Source organism: Halarchaeum nitratireducens (assembly GCF_014647155.1).
Lineage (GTDB): Archaea > Halobacteriota > Halobacteria > Halobacteriales > Halobacteriaceae > Halarchaeum > Halarchaeum nitratireducens.
This window is the reverse complement of the sequence record NZ_BMOQ01000003.1, coordinates 129,557-150,221: the sequence shown is the minus strand read 5'-3', so window position 1 is coordinate 150,221 and position 20,665 is coordinate 129,557. Positions and strand designations below refer to the sequence as shown.

20 protein-coding genes and 2 tRNA genes are annotated in these 20,665 nt (G+C 69.3%); 12 read left to right on the top strand and 10 right to left on the bottom strand.

Annotation, left to right across the window (positions count from 1 at the left end; all coding sequences use genetic code 11):
* Positions 1-3: 3 nt before the first annotated feature.
* Positions 4-846 (bottom strand): polyprenyl synthetase family protein, encoded by an 843-nt coding sequence (locus tag IEX91_RS05325; protein ID WP_188877563.1) that lies wholly within the window; start codon positions 844-846, stop codon positions 4-6.
* A gap of 63 nt (positions 847-909) precedes the next feature.
* On the bottom strand, positions 910-1,368 hold the full coding sequence (locus IEX91_RS05320) for a DUF5814 domain-containing protein (RefSeq protein ID WP_188877562.1): 459 nt from the start codon (positions 1,366-1,368) through the stop codon (positions 910-912).
* Between the two features lie 98 nt (positions 1,369-1,466).
* Between IEX91_RS05320 and IEX91_RS05315 the strand changes: the two genes are divergently transcribed.
* Positions 1,467-1,539 (top strand) — tRNA-His (locus IEX91_RS05315).
* A gap of 116 nt (positions 1,540-1,655) precedes the next feature.
* Here IEX91_RS05315 and IEX91_RS05310 read toward each other — a convergent pair.
* Positions 1,656-2,834, bottom strand: coding sequence for a CBS domain-containing protein (locus tag IEX91_RS05310; RefSeq protein ID WP_188877561.1), 1,179 nt, complete (start codon positions 2,832-2,834; stop codon positions 1,656-1,658).
* 134 nt (positions 2,835-2,968) lie between these two features.
* Here IEX91_RS05310 and IEX91_RS05305 point away from each other — a divergent pair, with 134 nt between their 5' ends.
* Both IEX91_RS05305 and IEX91_RS05300 read left to right on the top strand, forming a co-directional pair.
* A complete protein-coding gene (locus IEX91_RS05305) occupies positions 2,969-5,029 on the top strand; it encodes a DEAD/DEAH box helicase (RefSeq protein WP_188877560.1) in 2,061 nt (686 codons plus the stop codon).
* A 203-nt stretch (positions 5,030-5,232) separates the two neighbouring features.
* A tRNA-Pro gene (locus IEX91_RS05300) sits at positions 5,233-5,305 on the top strand.
* Positions 5,306-5,367: 62 nt separating this feature from the next.
* On the opposite strand, the gene IEX91_RS05295 is transcribed toward IEX91_RS05300, so the two are convergent.
* Positions 5,368-5,574, bottom strand: coding sequence for a hypothetical protein (locus tag IEX91_RS05295; protein WP_188877558.1), 207 nt, complete (start codon positions 5,572-5,574; stop codon positions 5,368-5,370).
* A gap of 85 nt (positions 5,575-5,659) precedes the next feature.
* On the opposite strand from IEX91_RS05295, the gene IEX91_RS05290 reads away from it, so the two are divergent.
* From IEX91_RS05290 to IEX91_RS05260, 7 genes are all read left to right on the top strand, one after another.
* The gene (locus IEX91_RS05290) at positions 5,660-6,484 is read left to right on the top strand and encodes a group I intron-associated PD-(D/E)XK endonuclease (protein ID WP_188877557.1); all 825 of its coding nucleotides are present in this window, start codon (positions 5,660-5,662) and stop codon (positions 6,482-6,484) included.
* Between the two features lie 248 nt (positions 6,485-6,732).
* Positions 6,733-10,413, top strand: a complete 3,681-nt coding sequence (locus IEX91_RS05285; RefSeq protein ID WP_188877555.1) for an LAGLIDADG family homing endonuclease — start codon at positions 6,733-6,735, stop codon at positions 10,411-10,413.
* On the top strand, positions 10,413-10,688 hold the full coding sequence (locus tag IEX91_RS05280; protein ID WP_188877554.1) for a DUF7854 family protein: 276 nt from the start codon (positions 10,413-10,415) through the stop codon (positions 10,686-10,688). The genes IEX91_RS05285 and IEX91_RS05280 overlap by 1 nt, the downstream gene beginning before the upstream one ends.
* 45 nt (positions 10,689-10,733) lie before the next feature.
* The gene (locus IEX91_RS05275) at positions 10,734-11,078 is read left to right on the top strand and encodes a DUF7855 family protein (protein ID WP_188877553.1); all 345 of its coding nucleotides are present in this window, start codon (positions 10,734-10,736) and stop codon (positions 11,076-11,078) included.
* A 26-nt stretch (positions 11,079-11,104) separates the two neighbouring features.
* Complete coding sequence (locus tag IEX91_RS05270) at positions 11,105-11,869, top strand: DUF7856 family protein (protein ID WP_188877552.1); 765 nt, start codon at positions 11,105-11,107, stop codon at positions 11,867-11,869.
* Between the two features lie 26 nt (positions 11,870-11,895).
* Complete coding sequence (locus tag IEX91_RS05265; RefSeq protein ID WP_188877551.1) at positions 11,896-12,333, top strand: DUF7857 domain-containing protein; 438 nt, start codon at positions 11,896-11,898, stop codon at positions 12,331-12,333.
* Positions 12,334-12,412: 79 nt separating this feature from the next.
* Complete coding sequence (locus tag IEX91_RS05260; protein WP_188877549.1) at positions 12,413-13,069, top strand: MinD/ParA family ATP-binding protein; 657 nt, start codon at positions 12,413-12,415, stop codon at positions 13,067-13,069.
* Positions 13,070-13,112: 43 nt separating this feature from the next.
* On the opposite strand, the gene IEX91_RS05255 is transcribed toward IEX91_RS05260, so the two are convergent.
* Positions 13,113-13,973, bottom strand: a complete 861-nt coding sequence (locus tag IEX91_RS05255) for a transcription initiation factor IIB (RefSeq protein WP_188877547.1) — start codon at positions 13,971-13,973, stop codon at positions 13,113-13,115.
* A 174-nt stretch (positions 13,974-14,147) separates the two neighbouring features.
* On the opposite strand from IEX91_RS05255, the gene IEX91_RS05250 reads away from it, so the two are divergent.
* The gene (locus IEX91_RS05250) at positions 14,148-14,666 is read left to right on the top strand and encodes a DUF7858 family protein (RefSeq protein ID WP_188877546.1); all 519 of its coding nucleotides are present in this window, start codon (positions 14,148-14,150) and stop codon (positions 14,664-14,666) included.
* 1 nt (position 14,667) lies between these two features.
* On the opposite strand, the gene IEX91_RS05245 is transcribed toward IEX91_RS05250, so the two are convergent.
* From IEX91_RS05245 to IEX91_RS05230, 4 genes are all read right to left on the bottom strand, one after another.
* Positions 14,668-15,201: a hypothetical protein gene (locus IEX91_RS05245; RefSeq protein WP_188877544.1), complete on the bottom strand. Its 534-nt coding sequence runs from the start codon at positions 15,199-15,201 to the stop codon at positions 14,668-14,670.
* 41 nt (positions 15,202-15,242) lie between these two features.
* Positions 15,243-16,082, bottom strand: coding sequence for an aldo/keto reductase (locus tag IEX91_RS05240; protein ID WP_188877542.1), 840 nt, complete (start codon positions 16,080-16,082; stop codon positions 15,243-15,245).
* Positions 16,083-16,159: 77 nt separating this feature from the next.
* Positions 16,160-16,579: an HIT family protein gene (locus IEX91_RS05235; protein ID WP_188877540.1), complete on the bottom strand. Its 420-nt coding sequence runs from the start codon at positions 16,577-16,579 to the stop codon at positions 16,160-16,162.
* A gap of 30 nt (positions 16,580-16,609) precedes the next feature.
* On the bottom strand, positions 16,610-16,837 hold the full coding sequence (locus IEX91_RS05230; protein ID WP_188877539.1) for a DUF7860 family protein: 228 nt from the start codon (positions 16,835-16,837) through the stop codon (positions 16,610-16,612).
* A 103-nt stretch (positions 16,838-16,940) separates the two neighbouring features.
* Here IEX91_RS05230 and ileS point away from each other — a divergent pair, with 103 nt between their 5' ends.
* A complete protein-coding gene (gene ileS / locus IEX91_RS05225) occupies positions 16,941-20,117 on the top strand; it encodes an isoleucine--tRNA ligase (protein ID WP_188877538.1) in 3,177 nt (1,058 codons plus the stop codon).
* Here the strand turns inward: ileS and IEX91_RS05220 are convergent.
* Positions 20,114-20,665 (bottom strand): hypothetical protein, encoded by a 552-nt coding sequence (locus IEX91_RS05220; protein WP_188877537.1) that lies wholly within the window; start codon positions 20,663-20,665, stop codon positions 20,114-20,116. The two genes, ileS and IEX91_RS05220, sit on opposite strands and share 4 nt — an antisense overlap.

Here is a 20,665-nt window from a genome sequence, read left to right as displayed (position 1 = left end):
CGATCAGCGTTCGCGCTCGACGACGAACGTCGCGAGGCGTTCCAAGTAGGCGCGGGCGCTCCCGTCCTCGATCGCCGCGTCGTCGAGCGCCGCGAGGGCCGCCTCCGACTCCGCGTCCGCGAGCGCGTTCACGTCCTCGACGGAGCGCTCGGTCACGCGCAACACCGACGGGCGGTTCAGCTCCTCGTCCGTGCCGGCTGGCTTCCCGAGGTCGCCGGTCTCCGCGGTCACGTCGAGGACGTCGTCGCGGAGTTGGAACGCGACGCCGACGCGCTCCGCGTACTCGCCGAGCGCGTCGATCGTGTCGTCGTCGGCGTCCGCCGCGATCGCGCCGAGCTCCGCGGCGGCGCGGAAGAGCGCCCCCGTCTTCCGGCGTGCGAGCTCCATGTACTCCGCTTCGGTCTCCGGGCGATCCACGAGTTCGGTCGCCTCGCCCTGCCCGAGTTCGACGAGCGAGTCCGCCGCCGTCTCCAGCGCACTGGGGTCGTCGCTGAAGAGGGCGAACGCCTCGCCGAGCAGACCGTCGGACGCGACGATCGCCGGCCCGTGGCCGTACGCCGCCCACGCCGAGGGCTCACCCCGACGGAGCTCCGAGCGGTCGATGATGTCGTCCACGACGAGCGAGGCGTTGTGAACGAGTTCGACGCCGACGGCGTAGTCGAGCGCGTCCGCGGCCTCGCCGCCCGCCGCCTCACAACACAACATGGCGAGCGCCGGCCGGACGCGTTTCCCGCCGGCGAGCGCCACCGCTTCGACCTCCTCGCGGAGCTCCGGTGGCTCGACTGCCTCCAGCACCTCGCGCAGGCGGTCCTCGACCGCGCGACGGTGCGCCTCGACGTCCTCCATTGACACGGCTTCGGGGCCGCAGCGCCAAAAGCATCCGTCTTTCGCCCCGGTGGCAACGCGCCGTCAGCGGCCCTCGATCTCCGCGCGCGCGTTCGCCGCGTGACGTGCCTCCTCGGGCCGGTCGTCGACGTTGGCGAGGTCCTCGGTCGCCTCCAGCGTGCGGACGGCGTCGTCCAAGAAGCCGTAGATGTCGCCGGGGTAGGCGTACACCATGTAGTCGTCCGTCATCACGTCGACCATCGCCTCGGGATCGAGGCCCTGCGCGCGCAGGTCGAGGAGGTACGCGATGAACTTCCGCTCGGGGTGCCCGCAGTAGGGGTTGGCCTGACAGTCGCAATCGAGGAAGTCCTTCGAGAACTCGATGACGCGATCGGCCGTCGCCTCGTTCAGCCCGTCGAGGTTGCCGCCGCCGAAGAGCACGTCGAGTGTCGCACCGCTGAACGCGCCCTTCGGGAAGTTCGCGTCCAGTTGGCTGACGAGCTGGCGGTGGTTCTTGACGTAGATCTTGTCCGTGACGGCCACTGTCCGCACTCAGGGGCGCGGCGACGAAAAGCGTGTCGCGTTCCGTCGGCGGTTTCGTAACGCCTATTAACGGCAGGGCGCTACGGACGGGTGCAGTGTCCGGGTTGGGGTAGTGGACTATCCTTCAGCCTTGTGGAGGCTGAGACGCGGGTTCAATTCTCGCACCTGGACCTCCTTCTTCGCGTGACGAGCCGTCGAGCGCCGCGTGTGCTCGACGTCAGCCCCGATTCGACTCTCGTATCGCGACGTCAATCTCCTGAGCGCTCGCCACCGAGCGCCCGGGCCGCTCAGGGCGTCCGGCCGGGATCGTCGCCGTTCACCGTCGGGGCCGGCGTCTGGGCCCCGCGGCCGGCGCTCTGAATGATGTTGAACGCGGTGACGAGGTCGGTGCGGCTGACGAGGCCGAGCAGGGCGCCGTCGTCGTCGACGACGATCAGCCGGCCGATGCCGCTGTTCTGGATGCGCTCTAAGGCGTCCATCGCTTCGGCGTCGGGGGTGGTCGTCTCGACGTCGCGCGTCATCACGTCGCCGACCGTGAAGGCGTCGCGCTCGACGGGATCGACCTCGCGGGCGTCGCCGAGGGTGACGACGCCGACGACGCGGCCGTCCTGCATGACGGGGTAGCCGGTGTGGCGCTCCTCGAACATCCGCTCGGTGAGTTCGGCCACGGTGTCGTCGGGATGGACGCTCTTGACGTCCGCGGCGTCGGTCATCACGTCGCGGACGGTGACGCCCTCGAACGCGGCGTTCATGACGGTGCGCTGGCTCTCCGATGAGGCGCCGATGTAGATGAAGAAGGCGATGGCGACGAGGAGGAGGTTGCCGAAGAGTCCGAGGATCCCGAGGACGACGGCGACGGCCTTCCCGACTTCGGCGGCGAGCTGCGTGGCGCGGGCGAAGGGGCGTCTACGCGCGAGGAGGGCGCGCAGGACGCGCCCGCCGTCCATCGGGAACCCGGGCAGGAGGTTGAAGACGGCGAGGACGACGTTCGCCAGGGCGAGGTAGCCGACGACGAAGGCGAGCGGCGGCGTCCCGCGGACGGCGACGAGCGCGACGTACGAGACGGCGCCGAGGGCGACGCTAACGACCGGGCCGGCGAGCGCGATGAAGAGCTCCTGCTTCCAGTCCTCGGGCTGCTCTTCGAGGTTGGCGACGCCGCCCAGCAGCCAGAGGGTGATCGACTCGATGGGGTAGCCGTAGTGCATCGAGACGACGCTGTGGCCGAGTTCGTGGATGAGGACGCAGGCGAAGAGGCCGACGGCGGCGGCGACGCCGAGGAGCCACGGGGTCGCGCCCTGCGAGAGCGTACCGACCGGGAGGCCGAGCGCCCACACGGAGTTGAGGGTGCTCACCCACTGCTCGGTCTGCCAGCCGATGAGGGCGGCGAACGCGGGGAGGACGAGGAGGAACGTGACGTCGAGCTTGATCGGAATGCCGAACACGCTGCCGACCGTGTAACTCCGCATGGGTCCGGCTTCGGGCGTGGACGGCATAAACGTCTGTGGCCGTTCCGGGGTACGCAGGGCCGCCCGGTCGGGGTCTGACGGGGACGCGCCACGGGAGCGAACCCCTCAAATAGCCCGCGACCGTACGCTCGGGCGTGTCGAAGCAGGTCCAGCGGGTGGATACGCTCTTCCTCCACGAGGTCGGCGACGACTACGCGGTCGTCGCGCGCCGCGACGGCGAGCGGTTGTTCCACGCGCGCCTCCAAACGAAGGAGACGGACGCCGGCCCGCGGCCCGGGAAGTTCCGAGTGAAGACGGCGAACGGGGAGGATCCCCGATCGCCCGACGAGTTCGTCGAGATCGCTCGGCTGGCCGACCGCATCCGCGTCTCCGAACAGACCTCCCGCGGGGGCCGCCGCGAGGTCCGCGACCTCCTCGATGGCTATCAGCTCGCCGAGAAGGCGAAGGTCGTCCGCACCTGCCGGTACTGTGCGGGCAACGGCCGCTACTCCCCGATCACGGACGAGAGGTCGGTCGAGGCCGACGGCGAGCGTATCTGTCAGGACTGTGCGATCCGCGAGCTCGAACGCGAACTCGCGTTCAAGGGCGACCTGACGGGCGCCGCTGAGGACCGCCTCGAAGAGCTCCTCCTCGACGTCGGCGACCTCGACCGGATCGTCGGTCTACTCGAGGGCCAACTCGACCCGGACCTCACGAAGTTCGACGAGGTCTCGGCGAACACGGACGACGTCGACCCGTATCCGGTCTCGGACCTCGACCTCCACCCGGGCGTGCAGGTCCTCCTCGAAGACCGCTTCGAGACCCTGCTCCCGGTCCAGAGTCTCAGCGTCCAGAACGGGCTCACTGACGGCGAGGACCAGTTGGTGGTGTCCGCGACGGCGACCGGGAAGACTCTCATCGGCGAGATCGCAGGCCTCCATCGCGCGCTCAGCGGCAACGGGAAACTCCTCTTCTTAGTCCCGCTCGTCGCGCTCGCCAACCAGAAACACGAGGACTTCGAGGACGAGTACGGCGACCTCGTCGACGTCTCGATCAGAGTGGGGTCCTCGCGCATCCGCGACGACGGCCAGGCGTTCGACCCGAACGCCGACGTCATCGTCGGGACCTACGAGGGCATCGACCACGCCCTCCGTACCGGCCGCGACCTCGGTGACGTCGGCACCGTCGTCATCGACGAGGTCCACACCCTCCAAGAGGAGGGGCGGGGACACCGCCTCGACGGCCTCATCACCCGGCTCAAGCACTACTGCGAGCAGCGCGCACAGGCACGCGAGTCGTACGCGGGCGCGCAGTGGATCTACCTCTCCGCGACCGTCGGCAACCCCGGCGGACTGGCGAAGAAGCTCCGCGCGAACCTCGTCGAGTTCGAGGAGCGCCCCGTCCCCATCGAGCGCCACGTCACCTTCGCGGACGGCCAGGAGAAACCGCGCATCACGAACAAACTCGTCCGCCGCGAGTACGACAAGGAGTCCTCGAAGGGGTATCGGGGGCAGACGATCGTCTTCACGAACTCGCGGCGGCGGTGCCACGAGGTCGCGCGAAAACTCGACTACCCCGCCGCCGCCTACCACGCCGGCCTCGACTACGGCAAACGCAAGCAGGTCGAGCGCCAGTTCGGCGATCAGGACCTCGCCGCCGTCGTGACGACCGCCGCGCTCGCCGCCGGCGTCGACTTCCCCGCGAGTCAGGTCGTCTTCGACACGCTCGCCATGGGAATCGAGTGGCTAACCGTGCAAGAGTTCGAGCAGATGCTCGGGCGCGCCGGCCGACCCGACTACCACGACCGCGGGAAGGTGTACATGCTCGTCGAACCCGACGCCGTCTATCACAACTCCATGGAAATGAGCGAGGACGAGGTCGCGTTCAAACTCCTCAAGGGCGAGATGGAGGACGTCGTCACCGCGTACGACCAGAACGCGGCGATCGAAGAGGTGCTAGCGAACATCGTCGTCGGGGGGAGCGCCGCCAAGCGCCTCAGCGAACGCATGGTCGGCGACGTCCCCACGAAACACGCGGTCGGGAAGCTCCTCGAATACGGCTTCATCGACGGCCTCGAACCGACGGACCTCGGGCGGACCGTCACGACTCACTTCCTCGACCCCGACGAGGCGTTCAAGATGCTCGACGGCGTCCGCAAGGGGCTCGACCCCTACCGGATCGCCGCCGAGATCGAACTACTAGGCGAGGAGGACTAAGCGTCAGGGGCGGCGGAGCGCACTCACCGCGAGCGCGGGGCGCTCGCGGGAGTTTTTGGCCGAGCTTTTGCGACGGAGCGGTGCGCGGAGCGCACCCGAGGGAGTAAAAGGTCGCGGATGACCGCCGAGATCGAACTACTGGGCGAGGAGGAGTAGGCTCACAACGTAACACTTACCGCCGCCGCTCAGTTACTCTAAGGCGCGGGACCGTGGGGTAGCTTGGTATCCTTCAGCGTTTGGGACGCTGTCACCCGTGTTCAAATCACGGCGGTCCCACTTTTCGACGGCGTGAAAATGGGAGCCAGCGAGACGGCCGTCTCGTGGTGGTCCCACTCTCGTTATTCGTCGTCACAGACCACGTCGCGGAGTTCTTCGAGCAGATCAGGACGGTGTTTGGCGAGGAGCGCGACGTCCTCGGGGAGTTCGTTCTGGATCCGGCGACGGACGCGTGAGACGGCCACGTATCGTTTCTGGTCCTCGACGTCGGCTTCGCCGGTAAGACGCTCACGTTCCGTGTCGGTGATCAGTGCACGGGATTTCGCCATACTCCCCGAAGGGTGATCGCGGTCTTGAACGACCGTGGTTTCGAATATGCGAAAGTGTAATACTGATACCGCGGGACGGTATAATATGGAACCACACCGAAAAGGCGACCTCACCGAAGCCATAGTCATCGCGGAGTTGAAGCGCCGCGAGATATCCGTCTCGACGCCGTTCGGAGACAACGAGCGTTACGACCTGCTCGCCGAAGACGAGAGCGGAGACGTGTGGAAACTCCAGGTGAAGACGGGAGGATTCCGCGACGGGAAGGTTCTCTTCAACGGGAAGTCCCAGCACACGAACGCGAGCGGACATACGTACGAAGTCTACGACGGCGACGTCGACTACTTCGCCGTCCACTGCGACGACGTCGACGGACTCTACCTCGTTCCCGAGTCGGAGGTCGGGTCCCAGATGAGTCTCCGCATCGCGGACGCGAAGCAGGACCACCGGACGATCAACTGGGCGGCCGACTACGACTTCGACGAGCGGTGGCCACCTGAACCGACGCCGAGCGGGTGGCGCGACGCGCTGATCGCGGACCTCCGAGAGCGCGGCGTGGACGTCATGGACGCCCGAGGGACGAACGCACCGTACGACGTCGTCCTCCGCGACGACGCGGACACGCTCTACCGGACGAGTCTGCGGCCGGGAAGCGTCAGCGGCGAGCGCGTATGCTTCGATACGGGGAAGACGCGGGCACCCGGTCCGGAGACGATAGATCTGGTGCTCGTGAGGTGTCGGGACACGGACGAGACGTACATGATCGAGCGGGACGCGTACGACGAGTCGATCAGCCTGCGCGTCGAACCAACCCGGAACGACGACCGACGGACGAATCGCGCCGAGGAGCACGCCTTCGGCCGATGCTGGCCACCGGCACGACTCGATGGTCGCCCAGAGAGAACAGCATAGCCGATATCGCCGGCGGTGGTCGATTGCGCCGTAATTTCTGTACTGGACCGCACGCCGGAGGCGCGCGGGGGTTTTTCACCTCTGCGAGACCGAAGGTCTCGCTGATCCCGCGTTCGCCGCTGGCTCGCGGACCGTGTTTTTGCGACGAGTGGTCAGCTTCGCTGACCCGAGTCGGAAAAAGATGGACGTCCAGTTTCACTGTCCTTTGCGAACCTTCTTACGGCGTCACGCGCTACCTACGTGAGCGAATGGCTCAGGCTACGGATCAGGAACTCGTCGACCGCTTCGAGGCGTTCTTCCGACGGTACTACTCGGACGAGGTCGGCGACCTCGCACGGAACTACCCGCGCGATCGGAAGAGCCTGCGCATCGACTGGGGGGACCTCTATCAGTTCGACGCGGACCTCGCGGACGACTACCTCCGCTACCCCGATCGGTATCAGGAGGCCGCCGAGGAGGCGCTGCGACGCTACGACCTCCCGATCGACGTCTCTCTCGGACAGGCGCACGTCCGCGTGCGCGGGCTCGCCGAGGCGACGGAGATCCGTGCGCTGCGCTCCGAGCACCTCAACACCTTCGTCGCCGTGCAGGGCATCGTCCGGAAGGCGACGGAGGTCCGCCCGAAGATCGAGCAGGCGGTGTTCGTCTGCCAGCGCTGTAACTACGAGACGCAGATCCCCCAATCGGACTCCGGTTTCCAAGAGCCCTACCAGTGCGAGTCCTGCGAGCGCCAGGGCCCGTTCAAACTCGACCCGGAGAAGTCGGAGTTCATCGACGCACAGAAGCTCCGGATCCAGGAGAACCCCGAGGGGCTCGCGGGCGGCGAGACGCCGGAGAACATCGACGTCCACATCGAGGACGACCTCACGGGACAGGTGACGCCGGGCGATCACGTCACCGCGACGGGATCGCTGCGCCTCGATCAGAGCGAGGGGTCGAACGAGAGTCCGGTCTTCGACGTCTACATGGAGGGCAACTACGTCGAGATCGAGGACGAGCAGTTCGAGGACATGGAGATCACGAACGAGGACAAGGAGGCCATCGTCGAGATCTCCCAGCGTCCGGACATCTACGAGGACATGGTCGATTCGGTCGCGCCCTCCATCTACGGCCACCGCCAGGCGAAGCTGGCGATGCTCCTCCAGCTCTTCAGCGGCGTCACCAAACACCTCCCGGACGGCTCGCGGATCCGGGGCGACCTCCACATGCTCCTGATCGGGGACCCGGGTACGGGGAAATGTCTCGACGGCGACACCGGCGTCACGCTCGCCGACGGGACGGAGCGGCCGATACGGGATCTCGTCGAGGAGAACCTCGACGACCCGACCCCGGTCGACGACGGCGTCTGGGACGCCGTGGACATCCCGCTGCCGTCGATGGAGGCCGACGGATCGCTCGTCGAACGGCGGGCGACGAAGGTGTGGAAGCGCGAGGCTCCCGAGGAGATGTGTCGCGTCCGCACGTCGAGCGGGCGCGAGCTCGACGTGACGCCGTCACACCCGCTTTTCGTACAGTCGAACGGGCGCATCGAAGCCAAGCGGGCCGACGACCTCAGGGAGGGCGAGTTCGTCGCGACACCGCGGACGCTCGACACGGATGGAGACGACGCGCTCGACGTCGAGTACCGTATGTCGAGAGCGCCGAACGCGGTCCACCTCGACCTCCCGAACGAGTGGACGCCGTCGCTCGCGCGACTCGTCGCCTACGTCGTCGCCGAGGGGCACGTCGTCCTCCGTGACGATCACACGGCGGACGTCCGTGTGACGAACAACGACGCCGAGATCGTAGACGATGTCACGGGCGCGTTCGACGCGCTCGGCCTCAACTACAGCGTCGACGAACCACGGGAGGGGAAGTCCGCGAGGACAGTGCGCTGTAATTCGGGCGAGTTCGCGAGCTTCCTCAAGAACCTCGAACCCGCTACCCTCGAACGCTCGGCCGGGCAACGCGTCCCCGACGCGATTAAGAGTGCGACGCTAGAGACGAAACGCGCGTTCCTCCGCGCGTACGTCGACGCGGAGGGTCACGTCTCGACGACACAGCGGGAGATCACGGTCGCCTCGATGAGCTGTGACCTCCTCGAAGGCGTCCGAACACTCCTGCTCGCGTTCGACGTCACCGGCAGCGTCGAGGAACGACACGACGGGAGCTATCGGCTGCGGATCGGCGGGGACAGCTTCCGTCGCTACGTCGACGCCATCGGATTCGTCACTGACCGGAAGACAACGGCCTCGCATGCGTTCGATGACCGATCGTCGAACACGAACGTCGACGTCGTCCCCGAAGTGGGCGACGAACTCCGGCGGATCCGGAAGGCGCTCCAACTCTCACAGGCCGAGTGCGGGCTCACGCGCACGACGTACCAGCACTACGAGCGCGGTGACCGGAACCCGAGCAGGGGGAACCTCCAATCGGTCGTCGACGCATTCGAGGCCCGTCTTGCGTGGCTCCGCGAGACGAAGCGGCGACTCGAAGCCGGAGAGTGGAACGACGTCACGGCGATCAGGCGGGAGTTGAACGTCTCGCAGGCTGCGCTCGCTGACAGGATGGGCGTCGAACAGACCGCCGTGAGCTACTACGAGCAAAACGATGTCGTCCCGGACGGCGGGAAAGTGTCTGCGGCGCAGAGCGGGCTCGTCGAACGAGTGGAGGACTCGCTCGGTGTAGCAGACGACGTCGAACGCCTCCGATCGCTCGCCGAGAACGATGTCTCGTGGGACCGGATCGACTACATCGAGCGCGTCGAACCCGCCGAGGAGTGGGTGTACGACCTCGAAGTCGAAGGGACGCACACGTACATCTCGAATGGCGTCGTCTCTCACAACTCCCAGCTCCTGTCATATGTACAGAACATAGCGCCGCGCTCCGTCTACACCTCCGGGAAGGGATCGTCGAGCGCGGGCCTCACCGCGGCCGCCGTGCGCGACGACTTCGGTGACGGTCAGCAGTGGACGCTGGAGGCGGGCGCGCTCGTCCTCGCGGATCGGGGGATCGCGGCGGTCGACGAGCTCGACAAGATGGCTCCCGACGACCGCTCGGCCATGCACGAGGCACTGGAGCAGCAATCGATCAGTATCAGCAAGGCGGGGATAAACGCCACGCTGAAGTCGCGGTGTTCGCTGCTCGGCGCGGCGAACCCGAAATACGGGCGCTTCGACCAGTACGAGCCGATCGGCGAGCAGATCGACTTGGAGCCGGCGCTCATCTCGCGCTTCGACCTGATCTTCACGGTGGCCGACCAGCCGGACCCGGAGGAGGACGCGCGGCTCGCGGAGCACATCCTGCAGACGAACTACGCGGGCGAGCTCCACACGCAGCGCGAACATCTCGCCTCGGCGAACTACACGGAGGACGAGGTCGCGGCACAGACGGACGAGGTCGCCCCGGAGATCGACGCTGAGCTCCTGCGGAAGTACATCGCGTACGCCCGCCGGAACGTCTACCCGGCGATGAGCGACGAAGCGCGCGCGGCGATCGAGCAGTTCTACGTCGATCTGCGCGCGGAGGGCGCGGACGAGGACGCGCCGGTGCCGGTGACGGCTCGCAAGCTCGAAGCGCTCGTGCGCCTCGCGGAGGCCTCGGCGCGCGTTCGGCTCTCGGATACGGTCGAGGAGAAGGACGCGGAGCGGGTCATCGCCATCGTGCGCTCGTGTCTGGAAGCCATCGGGGTCGACCCCGAGACCGGGGAGTTCGACGCGGACGTCGTCGAGACGGGGACGTCGAAGAGCCAGCGCGACCGTATCAAGAACCTGCGGGCGCTCATCGAGGACATCGAGGACGACTTCGAGGAGGGCGCGCCGACCGAGGAGGTCATGGCGCGCGCCGAGGAGGTCGGGATGGAGCGCTCGAAGGCCGAACACGAGATCGAGAAGCTGAAGAAACAGGGAGAGGTCTACGAGCCCTCGACTGGCCACTTGCGGACGACCTGATGGACCGCATCAGCGCGCTCCGGAACGTCGAGGAGACCCTCGGGGACCTGGAGCGCGGCGAGACGGATCTCGCGAGCGCGGAGGAGCGAGTGTGTTCGATCCTGCGGACGTACGCGACGGACTACGACGGCGACCTCGTGGCGTGGCGGGCGTCGGGCGACCCGGGCGCCGAGGGCCTCGTCGTGCTCGCGGCGAGCGAGCGCGAAGCGCGCGAGCGGGTCGCGGCGCTCGTCGACGACACGACCGGGCGGGTCTCCGTGTCGCGGCTCGCGTAGTGTCCGACCGGCGACGTTTTATCCGCCGGTCGCTCTTCTACCGAGGTGTTACTGATCGTCGCGTACTCGCGGGCCGCGAGACAGGCCCTGCGGAACAGTTGTTCGACGCACGCGGAGGCCGTGATCCGTCGCTTCGGTCGGGCGGTCCTCTTGTGCGAGACGGAGTACGGCGCGTTCGTCGCGTGTCGCCTCCGAGAGCGCTTCGGGACGGCGGTGGAAGTGGCGCGGACGGAACCGCTGAACGAGTACCGCGACGTCCCCGAGCACGTCCGCGACGCCGCGGCGGCGTACGAGGCGCGCGAGTCGCCGAGCACGCCGTACGCGAAGTTCGCGGCGGGACGCGGTCTCCCGGAGCCGGACGCGATGCGCGAGACGCCGCTCGCGGACTGATGCGGGCGCGCGTCGACGGGCGAACGATGCGATCCGACGCCCTGGACTTCCGTGACGCCGACGTGTCCGCGGCCGACGTGGTACGCGCGATCCGCGATGCCGACGGATGGCTCGACTGTCCGACGCCGACGGCGGTGCACGACACCGTCGGGTTACTCGACCGACCGCGGACGGTCGGGCCGGCGATGCTGGCCGCAGCGGCGCGCTCGCGCGGACACGACGCTCCGGTGACGGCGAGGCTCCGCACGCTCCGGGGGGCGCTGGCCGACCCGATCGCGGAGGTCCGGGGGCTCCGCGCAGCGCGCGAGCGACTCGCGACGCTCGGCGCGGACGTCGTGGCGCGCCGGGAACGCGTCGAGCGCCTCGGCGGACAGGTCGCGGCGCTCAGAAATGCGGGGATGGTGGACGCCGACGTGATGGACGCACACGGGACGGCTATCGCGGCGCTCACCGACGCGGAGACGGAGGTGATCGCGGCCACCGAGACGTACGAGCGGCTCCGTCGGGAGGCGCGCATCGTCCGCGACGAGCGGGAGCGGCGGCTCCGGCTCGCGGACGAGGAGCGGCGGCTGAAGCGGGAGCGCGATGCGGCGCTGGTGGCGGAGATCCGGTCGTCGTACGAGCGAGCGCGGCGCGCCGTTCCCGGGGGATCGTGGCGCGACGCCCTCGCCCTCGCGCGGGTGTCGCGGGTGCGGGCGCCGCTGGTACTCGCGGGCGGGCCGTTCGAGCGCGCAACGCGGGCGGCGGCGTGTCTCGACGCACCCGTGGTGCTCGTCGCGGCACGCGTTTAAGCCCGAACGCGGGACCACGATGGCACGTGTCCATCGGCATCGACAGCGACGCGAGGGAGCACGGCGGCGTGACGCTCGTCACGGCGGTCGTGCGGAACGACGATGACGCGGACCGACGGGTCCGGGTCACGAACGAACTGGACGGCGTCGTCCGTCCCCCGGCGCGGGACGGCGTCGCCGTTGAGGGGTGGGACGCGGACGGCTTCGAGGGCGTCGTTCCGGGCGGGGGGGGACGCTCGCGCTCGGATACGCGTGCGGGGGCGCTCCCGCTGACCGGCCGTGTCGCGTCGCGTGGACGGATCGTGCCGGGACGGGCGGGAGGAGGGCGGCGACGGTCGCCGACGCGCTACGCGACCTCGGCGATCCCCGCCCGTCCGCAGAGAGCGGACCGCACGGGGCGTCGGAGACGGAGCCGGTCCCACCGGCGGTGGCGGCGTGGCTCGGCGACGTGGCGAGTCGAGTGAGCGAGGGGACGGCGAGCGAGGCGGATCGGCGCGCGCTGGAGGTCGTGGACGACCGCCTGCGATCGCTCGCGAGGGGCCCGTGATACTCGCCGTCGTCGGCGGCAAGGGCGGCGTCGGGACGTCGACGGTCGCGCTCGAACTCGGTCTGCGACTGGACGCGGTCGTGGTCGACGCCGACCTCTCGATGGCGGACCTCCCGACGGCGCGCGGGCCGGATCTCCACGACGTGCTCGCGGGGCGCGCGTCGCCGGTCGAGGCCGTCCGCGAGGGCGGCGCGGTGTCGATCCTCCCGTGCGGACGCACGCTCGCCGGGGCGCGGGCGTGCGACGTGGGCCGACTCGGCGAGGCGCTGGGCGCGGTGGCGCGCCAATACGGCGACGTCGTCGTGGACTGCGCGGCCGGGATGCGCGCAGACGTGGGCGTGCCGCTCGCGGTCGCGGACGCCTGCGTCGTCGTCACCGCACCGGCGCGACCGGCGTTCGCCGACGCGATCCGGGTGCGCGAGCTCGCCCGGTCGTTCGACGCGGGGTTGGCGGCGATCGCGTACAACCGCGCCGACGGCGTGCCGGACGCGGTGGAGCGGACGCTCGGGGCGCCCGGCGTGGCGATCCCGAAAGACGAAACGGTACGGCGGGCGCGCCGAAGCGGCTATCCGGCGGGTGCGCTGTTCCCGGACGCGCCGGCGAGTGCGGGATTCGAGGCGCTCGCGGACGCGGTGCGGGCGTGCGGGCTGTAGGGGAGCGGGCGACGCGGACGCGAGAAGAGCCGAGTTCGGAGGGTCAGTCGAGGGCGTAGTAGGCGTTTCGGAGCGTCGCGGGCGTGACGCCGGCGGCGTCGGCGGCTCGGCGTTGGGTGAGCGGGTGATCCGCCTCGCGGGCGGCGGCGTAGAGGCAGGCGGCGGCGACGCCGCTGGGTTTGCGGCCGCCGGTCGATCCGGTCTCGGCGGCGCCGGCGGCGAGCGTGGTCGCGCGGCGCTCGACGGCGCGGGGCACGTCGAGCTCAGTGGCGAAACGCGGGATGTACTCGCGGGCGTCGATCGGACCGGTCCGGAGGCCGAGGTCGCGGTTCATCGCGGCGTACGCGGCGTGGAGTTCGTTCTCGTCGGCGCGGGCGACCGCGACGGTCTCGTCGACGGTTCGCGCGACGCCGTTCGTCCGGCAGACGGCGTAGACGGCGGCCGCGGCGAACCCTTCGAGTGAGCGTCCGCGGAGGAGCCCCTCGGTCTGTGCGCTGTCGAAGAGCGCGCAGGCCTGATCGCGGACGCTGTACGTGAGCGAGAGCGAGCTCACGAGCCGACGGATCTCGGTGAACGCGTAGATCTGGTTGCGTTCCGCCTTGCTTGCGACGTTCGCGCGGCTGTGTTGACGGCGGAGGCGCGCGAACTGACGGCGCTTACGGCCGGTGAGCCGCGAGGAGTACCCGATCTCGGTGCTGAGGCCGCGGTCGTGGCGCGAGCGGGTGAGGGGCGCGCCGACGCGCTCGCGGTTTCGGTCGTCGTCCGCGAACGAGCGCCACTCGGGACCGCGATCGAGGCGGTCGGTGTCGACGACGAGCCCGCAGTCGGTGCAGACCATCTCATGGCTGTCGCGTTCGAGGCTACCGGCACACTCGGGGCAGGTCGTCGCCGTCGATTGGCTCATACACACGACTTGGTGCCGAACCGGTACTTAAGCGAGGGGCGGATCGTGACCGCGAGAGAGTCGAGCGCGGCGGGAACGTACCGGTCACCGGTACGTTCGGAACCGTGCGGGTTCGCCCGCGGGCGCCGCACCGAACGGCACCTTCATGTAGGTGAGCCGACGGATAGGAGAGTGATGGGGCTCTCGGACATCGCGGCCGGGTTGACGGTCACGACGCCGCAGCGCGAGCGCGGGGTGGCGACCGTCGACGCGACGGAGGCACCGCTCGCGGAACGGTTGACGCCGTACGCGGACGACCTCCCGTGCCGCGTAGCGGTCGCGGCGGCGCTCCTCGACGCCTACGGGGCGGGGACGAGCGTGGGGGCCGCGGCGGCCACCGCGGGGGTCGCGCCGACGACCGGTGCGAAGGTGTTACACGTCCTCGGCGTCGGCGGCGTGAACCCCGTCTCGCCGCTCGCGCGCGAGATCGTCGCGGATTGGCTGGACGGCGAGCTGACGCGGAGCGAAGCGGTGGCGCTCTCCGGGGCGAGCGACGCCGAGTTCGCTCTCGGGGCGTACTGCGCGACGCACCCGCCGCTCGAAGAGGCCGCGGCGGTCGTCGCGGCGGCGCGCGAACCCGACTCGCGGACGCTCGATCGACGGAGCCGGGACGCGCTCGCCGGCGCGTGCGGGACGCCCGACGACCTCCGATAGCTCAGTCGAGCCGACGACGAAGGCCCGCGAGGAAGCCCGGGCGTCCTCGGGGACGAGGTCGTCGAGGGCGAACGCCCGTTCGACGAGCGACGCGACCGCGCGCGTGTAGTCGTCCGAGTCGGCTGGCGTGACGGCGGGGGCGCGCTCTCGGGACCGAGGTCGGCGTCGGCGACGGCGACGTCTGCATCGGCGAGCGCGTCCTCGTCGCTGGAGTTGGCAACGACGGTCGCCTCCGTGTCGACGCCGACGTCCGTGAGGCGATCGCGCTCGCGCGCGGGGGCGTCCCGGGCGCGTCGAGCGGGGAGGCGGCGTCGTCGACGCCGAGTTCGGGGTCGGTGACGAGCGCCGTCACGTCGGGATCGAGGCGGTCGTCGACGTACGTCGAGAGCCCCTGCGTCGCGTAGTTCGCATCGAGCACGAGCGCGTCGCGGCCGGCCGCGGCGAGAAGCGCGGCGGCCTCGACGGAGAGGCGAGTCGCGCCGACGCCGCCGGCCGTCCCGACGACGGCGAGGGTGTTCGATTCGGGATTCGACATACGTCCACGGGCGGGCGGCCCGAACGAAAGTGCGGTGGCGTCTAGCTGTTGATGCCGTAGACGTCACCGGACCAGTCGCGGGCGGGCGTGTCGTACACCGGGTGGTTCCGGTCGCGCGCGTCGAGGCGCGCGCGGTCGGACTCGTCGAGGTCCCAGTCGAAGAGCTCGCGGTTCGCGCGGACGTGCTCGGGCGAGGAGGATTTCGGGAGGACGGCGACGCCGTTCTCCACGGCCCACTTGAGAACGATCTGGGCGGGCGATTTGTCGTACGACGCGGCGAGTTCCCGGACGACTTCGTCCGCGAAGACCTCGGTGCGCGCGAGCGGCGCGGCGGCCTCGACGACGGTGTCCGTCTCGCGGCAGTACTGGAGGAGGTCGTCGCGCTGGAACCACGGGTGGTACTCGATCTGGTTGACGACGATGGGAACGTCGCTGACGTGCTGTGCGCAGGAGAGTTGATAGGCGCTGAAGTTCGAGACGCCGACGTTCTCCACGAGACCGCGCCGTTTCAGGGTGGCCATCGCGTCCATCGTCTCGCGGATGGACACCGCGGGGTTCGGCCAGTGGACGAGGTAGAGATCGAGGGAGTCGACGCCGAGGCGATCGAGGGAGGCCTCGCAGGACTCGATGAGCGCGTCGTAGCTGAGGTGTTTGGGGAGGACCTTCGAGGTGAGCCAGTACTCCTCGCGGTCGTAGTCGGCGAGGACCTCGCCGATGGCGGCCTCGTTGTGATACCCCTCGGCGGTGTCGACGTGCGCGTAGCCGGCGTCGAGGCCCGCGCGGGCGGCGTCTTTCACCGTCTCGCCGCCGATGTCCCACGTTCCGACGCCGACCGCCGGGAGTTCGTCGCCGCTCGCTAGCGTCACCGTTGGTGCGTCCATACGGTGAGGGGCGTCCGGGTCGATGTTAGTCGTTCCGCCGGCGGCGATTCGGACGCGTGCCCGCGACGGGCGACGGCTCAGTCCGCGATCCGCGCGGCGATCTCGTCGAGTTCGTCGTCGTCGAGGTGGGGGCGTTCGCCCGCGACGGCGTGGATGGGGCCGCCGCCGTCGCCCTCGAAGCGCGGGACGACGTGGGCGTGGACGTGCGGGACCTCCTGGCCGGCGGCCTCGCCGTCGTTGATTCCGACGGTCAGCGCGTCGGCGTCGACGGCGGCCTCCACGTCGGGAGCGAGGGCGTGAACGAGGTCGAAGACGGCGCTCGACTCGGCGGCGTCGAGGTCGGCGAGGCGCTGGCGGTGGCTCGCCGGTACGACGAGGGTGTGGCCGGGCGCGAGCGGGTTGGCGTCGAGGAACGCGACGGCGTCGTCGGTCTCGGCGACGATGCGGCCGGGGATGTCGCCCGCGACGATCGAGCAGAAGATGCAGTCGTCACTCACGTGCGTGTGGTGCGCGCGCGGCGGCCTTAGTTATTCGGTGAGCGGGAGGACGACGCCGAAGACGAGCGGGCAGAGGATGATGCCGAGCGCACCCAGCCCTTCGGCGTCGACGGCGACGGTCATCGCCCAGCCGGGGAGCGTCCCGAAGAGCGCCGTCCCGGCGTCGGCGAGGAGGAACCCCCCGACGACGAGGGCGAGAGAGCAGAGCGTCGTGCGTTTCGTCAGCGTCGGGTAGTCGACGTTCCCGTAGCGTCCCATACGCCCCGAAGGCGAGAGCGCGTCGAAAGCGTTTCGCTCGCGTCGGCGCGCCCGCGGGCGCGGGACCGATTCTCCTTTCACCGAGGAGAGTGAGGCATGGGGCATGGACCGATTCGCCGAGCCCCCGGAGCAGTACGACCCCGAGGCGGTTCGGGACCGGGTGTTCGACTACTGGGACGAGGTGGACGCCTACGAGCGGACGAAGGCCCACCGCGAGGACGGTGAGGACTTCTTCTTCGTCGACGGCCCCCCCTACACGAGCGGTGCGGCCCACATGGGGACGACGTGGAACAAGTCCCTGAAGGACGCCTACATCCGCTACTACCGGATGAACGGCTACGACGTGACCGACCGGCCGGGCTACGACATGCACGGCCTCCCCATCGAGACGAAGGTCGAGGAGCGCCTCGACTTCGACTCGAAACAGGACATCGAGGCGTTCGGCGTCGAGGCCTTCATCGAGGAGTGCAAGCAGTTCGCAAACGAACAGCTCGAGGGCCTCCAATCCGACTTCCAATCCTTCGGCGTCTGGATGGACTGGGAGAACCCCTACAAGACGGTCGATCCGACGTACATGGAGGCGGCCTGGTGGGCGTTCAACCGCGCCGCCGATCGCGGCCTCGTCGAGCAGGGCAAACGCTCGATCAGCCAGTGTCCGCGCTGCGAGACCGCGATCGCCAACAACGAGGTGGAGTACGAGGACGTCGAGGACCCGACCGTCCACGTGAAGTTCCCACTCGCGGAGCGCGAGGGGAGTCTCGTCATCTACACGACGACGCCGTGGACGATTCCGGCGAACGAGTTCGTCGCGGTCGGCGAGGACATCACCTACCAGCGGGTGGCGGCGACGAAGGACGGCGAGACGGAGACGCTCTACCTCGCGGAGGCCTGCGTCGAGGAGGTCCTGAAGGAGGGGCGCTACGACGACTACGAGGTCGTCGACTCCTTCCCCGGCGCGCACATGCTCGGCTGGGAGTACGACCACCCGCTCGCCGAGGAGGTACCGGACCGGCCGGACGAACGGGGCGTCGGCGAGGTCTACCACGCGGATTACGTCGAAGCCGAGGACACGGGGCTCGTCCACTCCGCGCCCGGCCACGGTGACGTGGACTTCGAGCGCGGCGAGGAGCTCGGTCTCCCGGTCTTCTGCCCCGTCGGCGGCGACGGCGTCTACACCGACGAAGCGGGCACGTACGCGGGCGAGTTCGTGAAGGACGCCGACGAGGCCATCACGCAGGACCTCGCGCGCAAGGGGTTGCTCCTCGCCTCCGGCACCGTCACCCACTCCTACGGCCACTGTTGGCGCTGTGACACCCCGATCCTCCAGCTTGCCACCGACCAGTGGTTCATCACGATCACCGACGTGAAAGACGAGCTGCTCGAGAACATGGAGGACTCGGAGTGGCACCCGCAGTGGGCGCGGGACAACCGCTTCCGCGACTTCATCGAGAGCGCGCCGGACTGGAACGTCTCGCGCCAGCGCTACTGGGGCATCCCCGTCCCCATCTGGGTCGCTGAGGGGACGAAGGGCGAACGGCCCGACGACCGGATCGTCATCGGGACGCGCGACGAGCTCGTCGAGCGCGCCGATCAAGACCTCGACGCCGGGATGGACATCCACAAGCCCGCCGTCGACGACGTCACGATCACGGAAGAGGGCGTGACGTACGAGCGCGTCCCCGACGTCTTCGACGTGTGGCTCGACAGTTCGGTCGCCTCGTGGGGGACGCTCGACTACCCCGAAGAGGAGGGCGACTTCGAGGAGCTCTGGCCGGCGGACCTCATCATGGAGGCCCACGACCAGACCCGCGGGTGGTTCTGGAGTCAGCTGGGCATGGGCACCGCGGCGATGGGCGACGTCCCCTACGACGAGGTGTTGATGCACGGCTTCGCCAACGACGAGGACGGCCGGAAGATGAGCAAGTCGGTCGGGAACGTCGTCCAGCCCCACGAGGCCATCGAGAAGCACGGCGCGGACGCGATGCGGATGTTCCTCCTCGGGCAGGACCCGCAGGGCGAGGACATGCGCTTCTCGTGGGACGAGATGCAGAACATGCAACGGGACCTGAACGTCCTCTGGAACGTCTTTCGCTTCCCGCTGCCCTACATGCGCGCGGACGGCTTCGACCCGACGGCGCAGACGGTCGACGAGCTCGACCTCGCCGTCGAGGACGACTGGCTCCTCTCGACGCTCCAGAAGCTCAAACACGACACCGAGGAGTACTGGGAGAACCGCGAGCAGCACCGCGCCCTGCAGGCGCTGCGCGAGTTCGTCGTCGAGGACCTCTCGCGCTACTACATCCAGCTCATCCGCGAACGCGTCTGGACCGAGCAGGCGGGTGAGAACAAGACCGCCGCCTACGCGACGCTCCACAAGGTCCTCCGGGAGGTCGTCGCGCTCCTCGCGCCGTACGCGCCGTTCGTCACCGAGGAGATGTACGGCTACCTCACCGGGGAGTCGGGCCACCCGACCGTCCACATGTGCGACTGGCCCGCGATCGAGGAGCGCTTCCGACAGCCCGCCCTGGAGGACGCGATCGACACCGCGCGCTCCATCGAGGAGGCCGGCAATCACGCGCGCCAACAGGCCGGCCGGAAGCTCCGCTGGCCGGTCGCGCGCGTCGTCGTCTCCCCCGACAGCGAGCGCGTCGCCGGGCAGGTCGATGACTACCGCGGCCTCCTCGCGGATCGCCTGAACGCCCGCCGCATCGAGGTGCTCGACCCCGACGAGACGTTCGGCGACGTCGAGTACTCCGCGGAGGCGGACATGAGCGTCCTCGGACCCGCGTTCGGCGGGGACGCCGGCGAGGTCATGGAGGCGCTGAACGCCGCGCGCGTCGCCGACGACGACCTCGACCTGCTGGAGGACGCCGTCCGCGACGCCCTCGACCGAGAGGTGCAACTCACCCCCGAGATGGTCGAGTTCCGCGAGGAGACGCCGGACGACGTCGCCGCCGCGGGCTTCGAGGGCGGCACGGTCTACGTCGACACCGAACTCGACGACGACTTGGAGGCCGAGGGGTACGCCCGCGAGGTCGTGCGCCGCGCCCAAGAGCTCCGCAAGGACCTCGACCTCGACATGGAGGCGGAGGTCCGCCTCGATGTCCTCGTCTTCGACGACCGCGTCGCGCCGCTCGTCAGCGAGCGCGAGGATCTCATCGCCGAGGAGGTCCGCGCCCGCGAGTTCGCGGAGGTCGACCCCGACGACGCGAACACGGCCGTCGAGGAGTACGACGACGTCGAAGGAGTCCGGATGCGCCTCGGCGTGCAGAAGGTCTAACTGGCGCCCCAATCCGACGCGTTCGCCCCGTCGGCGCGCACCGCGCCGTCGATACGGTGGAGCGTCGGCATAGTGCCCTCGTTCTCGACGGTCGTGACGACGCGACCGTCCACCTCGACGTCGACGGAACTGTAGTTCGTCGGGAGCGTGCCCGCACCGGTGAGCGTCGTTCCGACCGCACAATCCCTGTCCGTGACCGGCTGTTTTCGCTCCGAGCCGGTCGTCTCAACGGCGACGGTGTAGTCACCGGCAGCCCCACCGGTCACGTTCGCGGCGACCGATGCGCCCTGCTTGTGGCGGACCGTCACGTTGAACGCGTAATTGTAGTGGTCGCCGTCCGCGACGCTGTAGAGCCAGCCGTCGTGTGAACCGTTGGCCAAGCAGTGCGCGCCGCTCGAACCGAGCACGAGCCCCGTCGGCGGCGACGGCTCGGCGGCGTCATCGGGCGCGGCGTTCGGAGCGGATAGCGATGGGAGAGTAAGGCCGATGCCGACGCCAACGACGAGCGCGACGACGGCGACAGTGGCGAGCGTTCGCGAGTCGGACAT

Excerpts from the sequence above, each read along its gene's own strand:
- IEX91_RS05325 (WP_188877563.1), bottom strand. The coding sequence starts at position 846 with ATGGAGGACGTCGAGGCGCACCGTCGCGCGGTCGAGGACCGCCTGCGC.
- IEX91_RS05310 (WP_188877561.1), bottom strand. The coding sequence starts at position 2,834 with ATGCGGAGTTACACGGTCGGCAGCGTGTTCGGCATTCCGATCAAGCTC.
- IEX91_RS05295 (WP_188877558.1), bottom strand. The coding sequence starts at position 5,574 with ATGGCGAAATCCCGTGCACTGATCACCGACACGGAACGTGAGCGTCTT.
- IEX91_RS05290 (WP_188877557.1), top strand. The coding sequence starts at position 5,660 with ATGGAACCACACCGAAAAGGCGACCTCACCGAAGCCATAGTCATCGCG.
- IEX91_RS05285 (WP_188877555.1), top strand. The coding sequence starts at position 6,733 with ATGGCTCAGGCTACGGATCAGGAACTCGTCGACCGCTTCGAGGCGTTC.
- IEX91_RS05280 (WP_188877554.1), top strand. The coding sequence starts at position 10,413 with ATGGACCGCATCAGCGCGCTCCGGAACGTCGAGGAGACCCTCGGGGAC.
- IEX91_RS05270 (WP_188877552.1), top strand. The coding sequence starts at position 11,105 with ATGCGATCCGACGCCCTGGACTTCCGTGACGCCGACGTGTCCGCGGCC.
- IEX91_RS05255 (WP_188877547.1), bottom strand. The coding sequence starts at position 13,973 with ATGAGCCAATCGACGGCGACGACCTGCCCCGAGTGTGCCGGTAGCCTC.
- IEX91_RS05250 (WP_188877546.1), top strand. The coding sequence starts at position 14,148 with ATGGGGCTCTCGGACATCGCGGCCGGGTTGACGGTCACGACGCCGCAG.
- IEX91_RS05245 (WP_188877544.1), bottom strand. The coding sequence starts at position 15,201 with ATGTCGAATCCCGAATCGAACACCCTCGCCGTCGTCGGGACGGCCGGC.
- IEX91_RS05240 (WP_188877542.1), bottom strand. The coding sequence starts at position 16,082 with ATGGACGCACCAACGGTGACGCTAGCGAGCGGCGACGAACTCCCGGCG.
- IEX91_RS05230 (WP_188877539.1), bottom strand. The coding sequence starts at position 16,837 with ATGGGACGCTACGGGAACGTCGACTACCCGACGCTGACGAAACGCACG.
- ileS (WP_188877538.1), top strand. The coding sequence starts at position 16,941 with ATGGACCGATTCGCCGAGCCCCCGGAGCAGTACGACCCCGAGGCGGTT.
- IEX91_RS05220 (WP_188877537.1), bottom strand. The coding sequence starts at position 20,665 with ATGTCCGACTCGCGAACGCTCGCCACTGTCGCCGTCGTCGCGCTCGTC.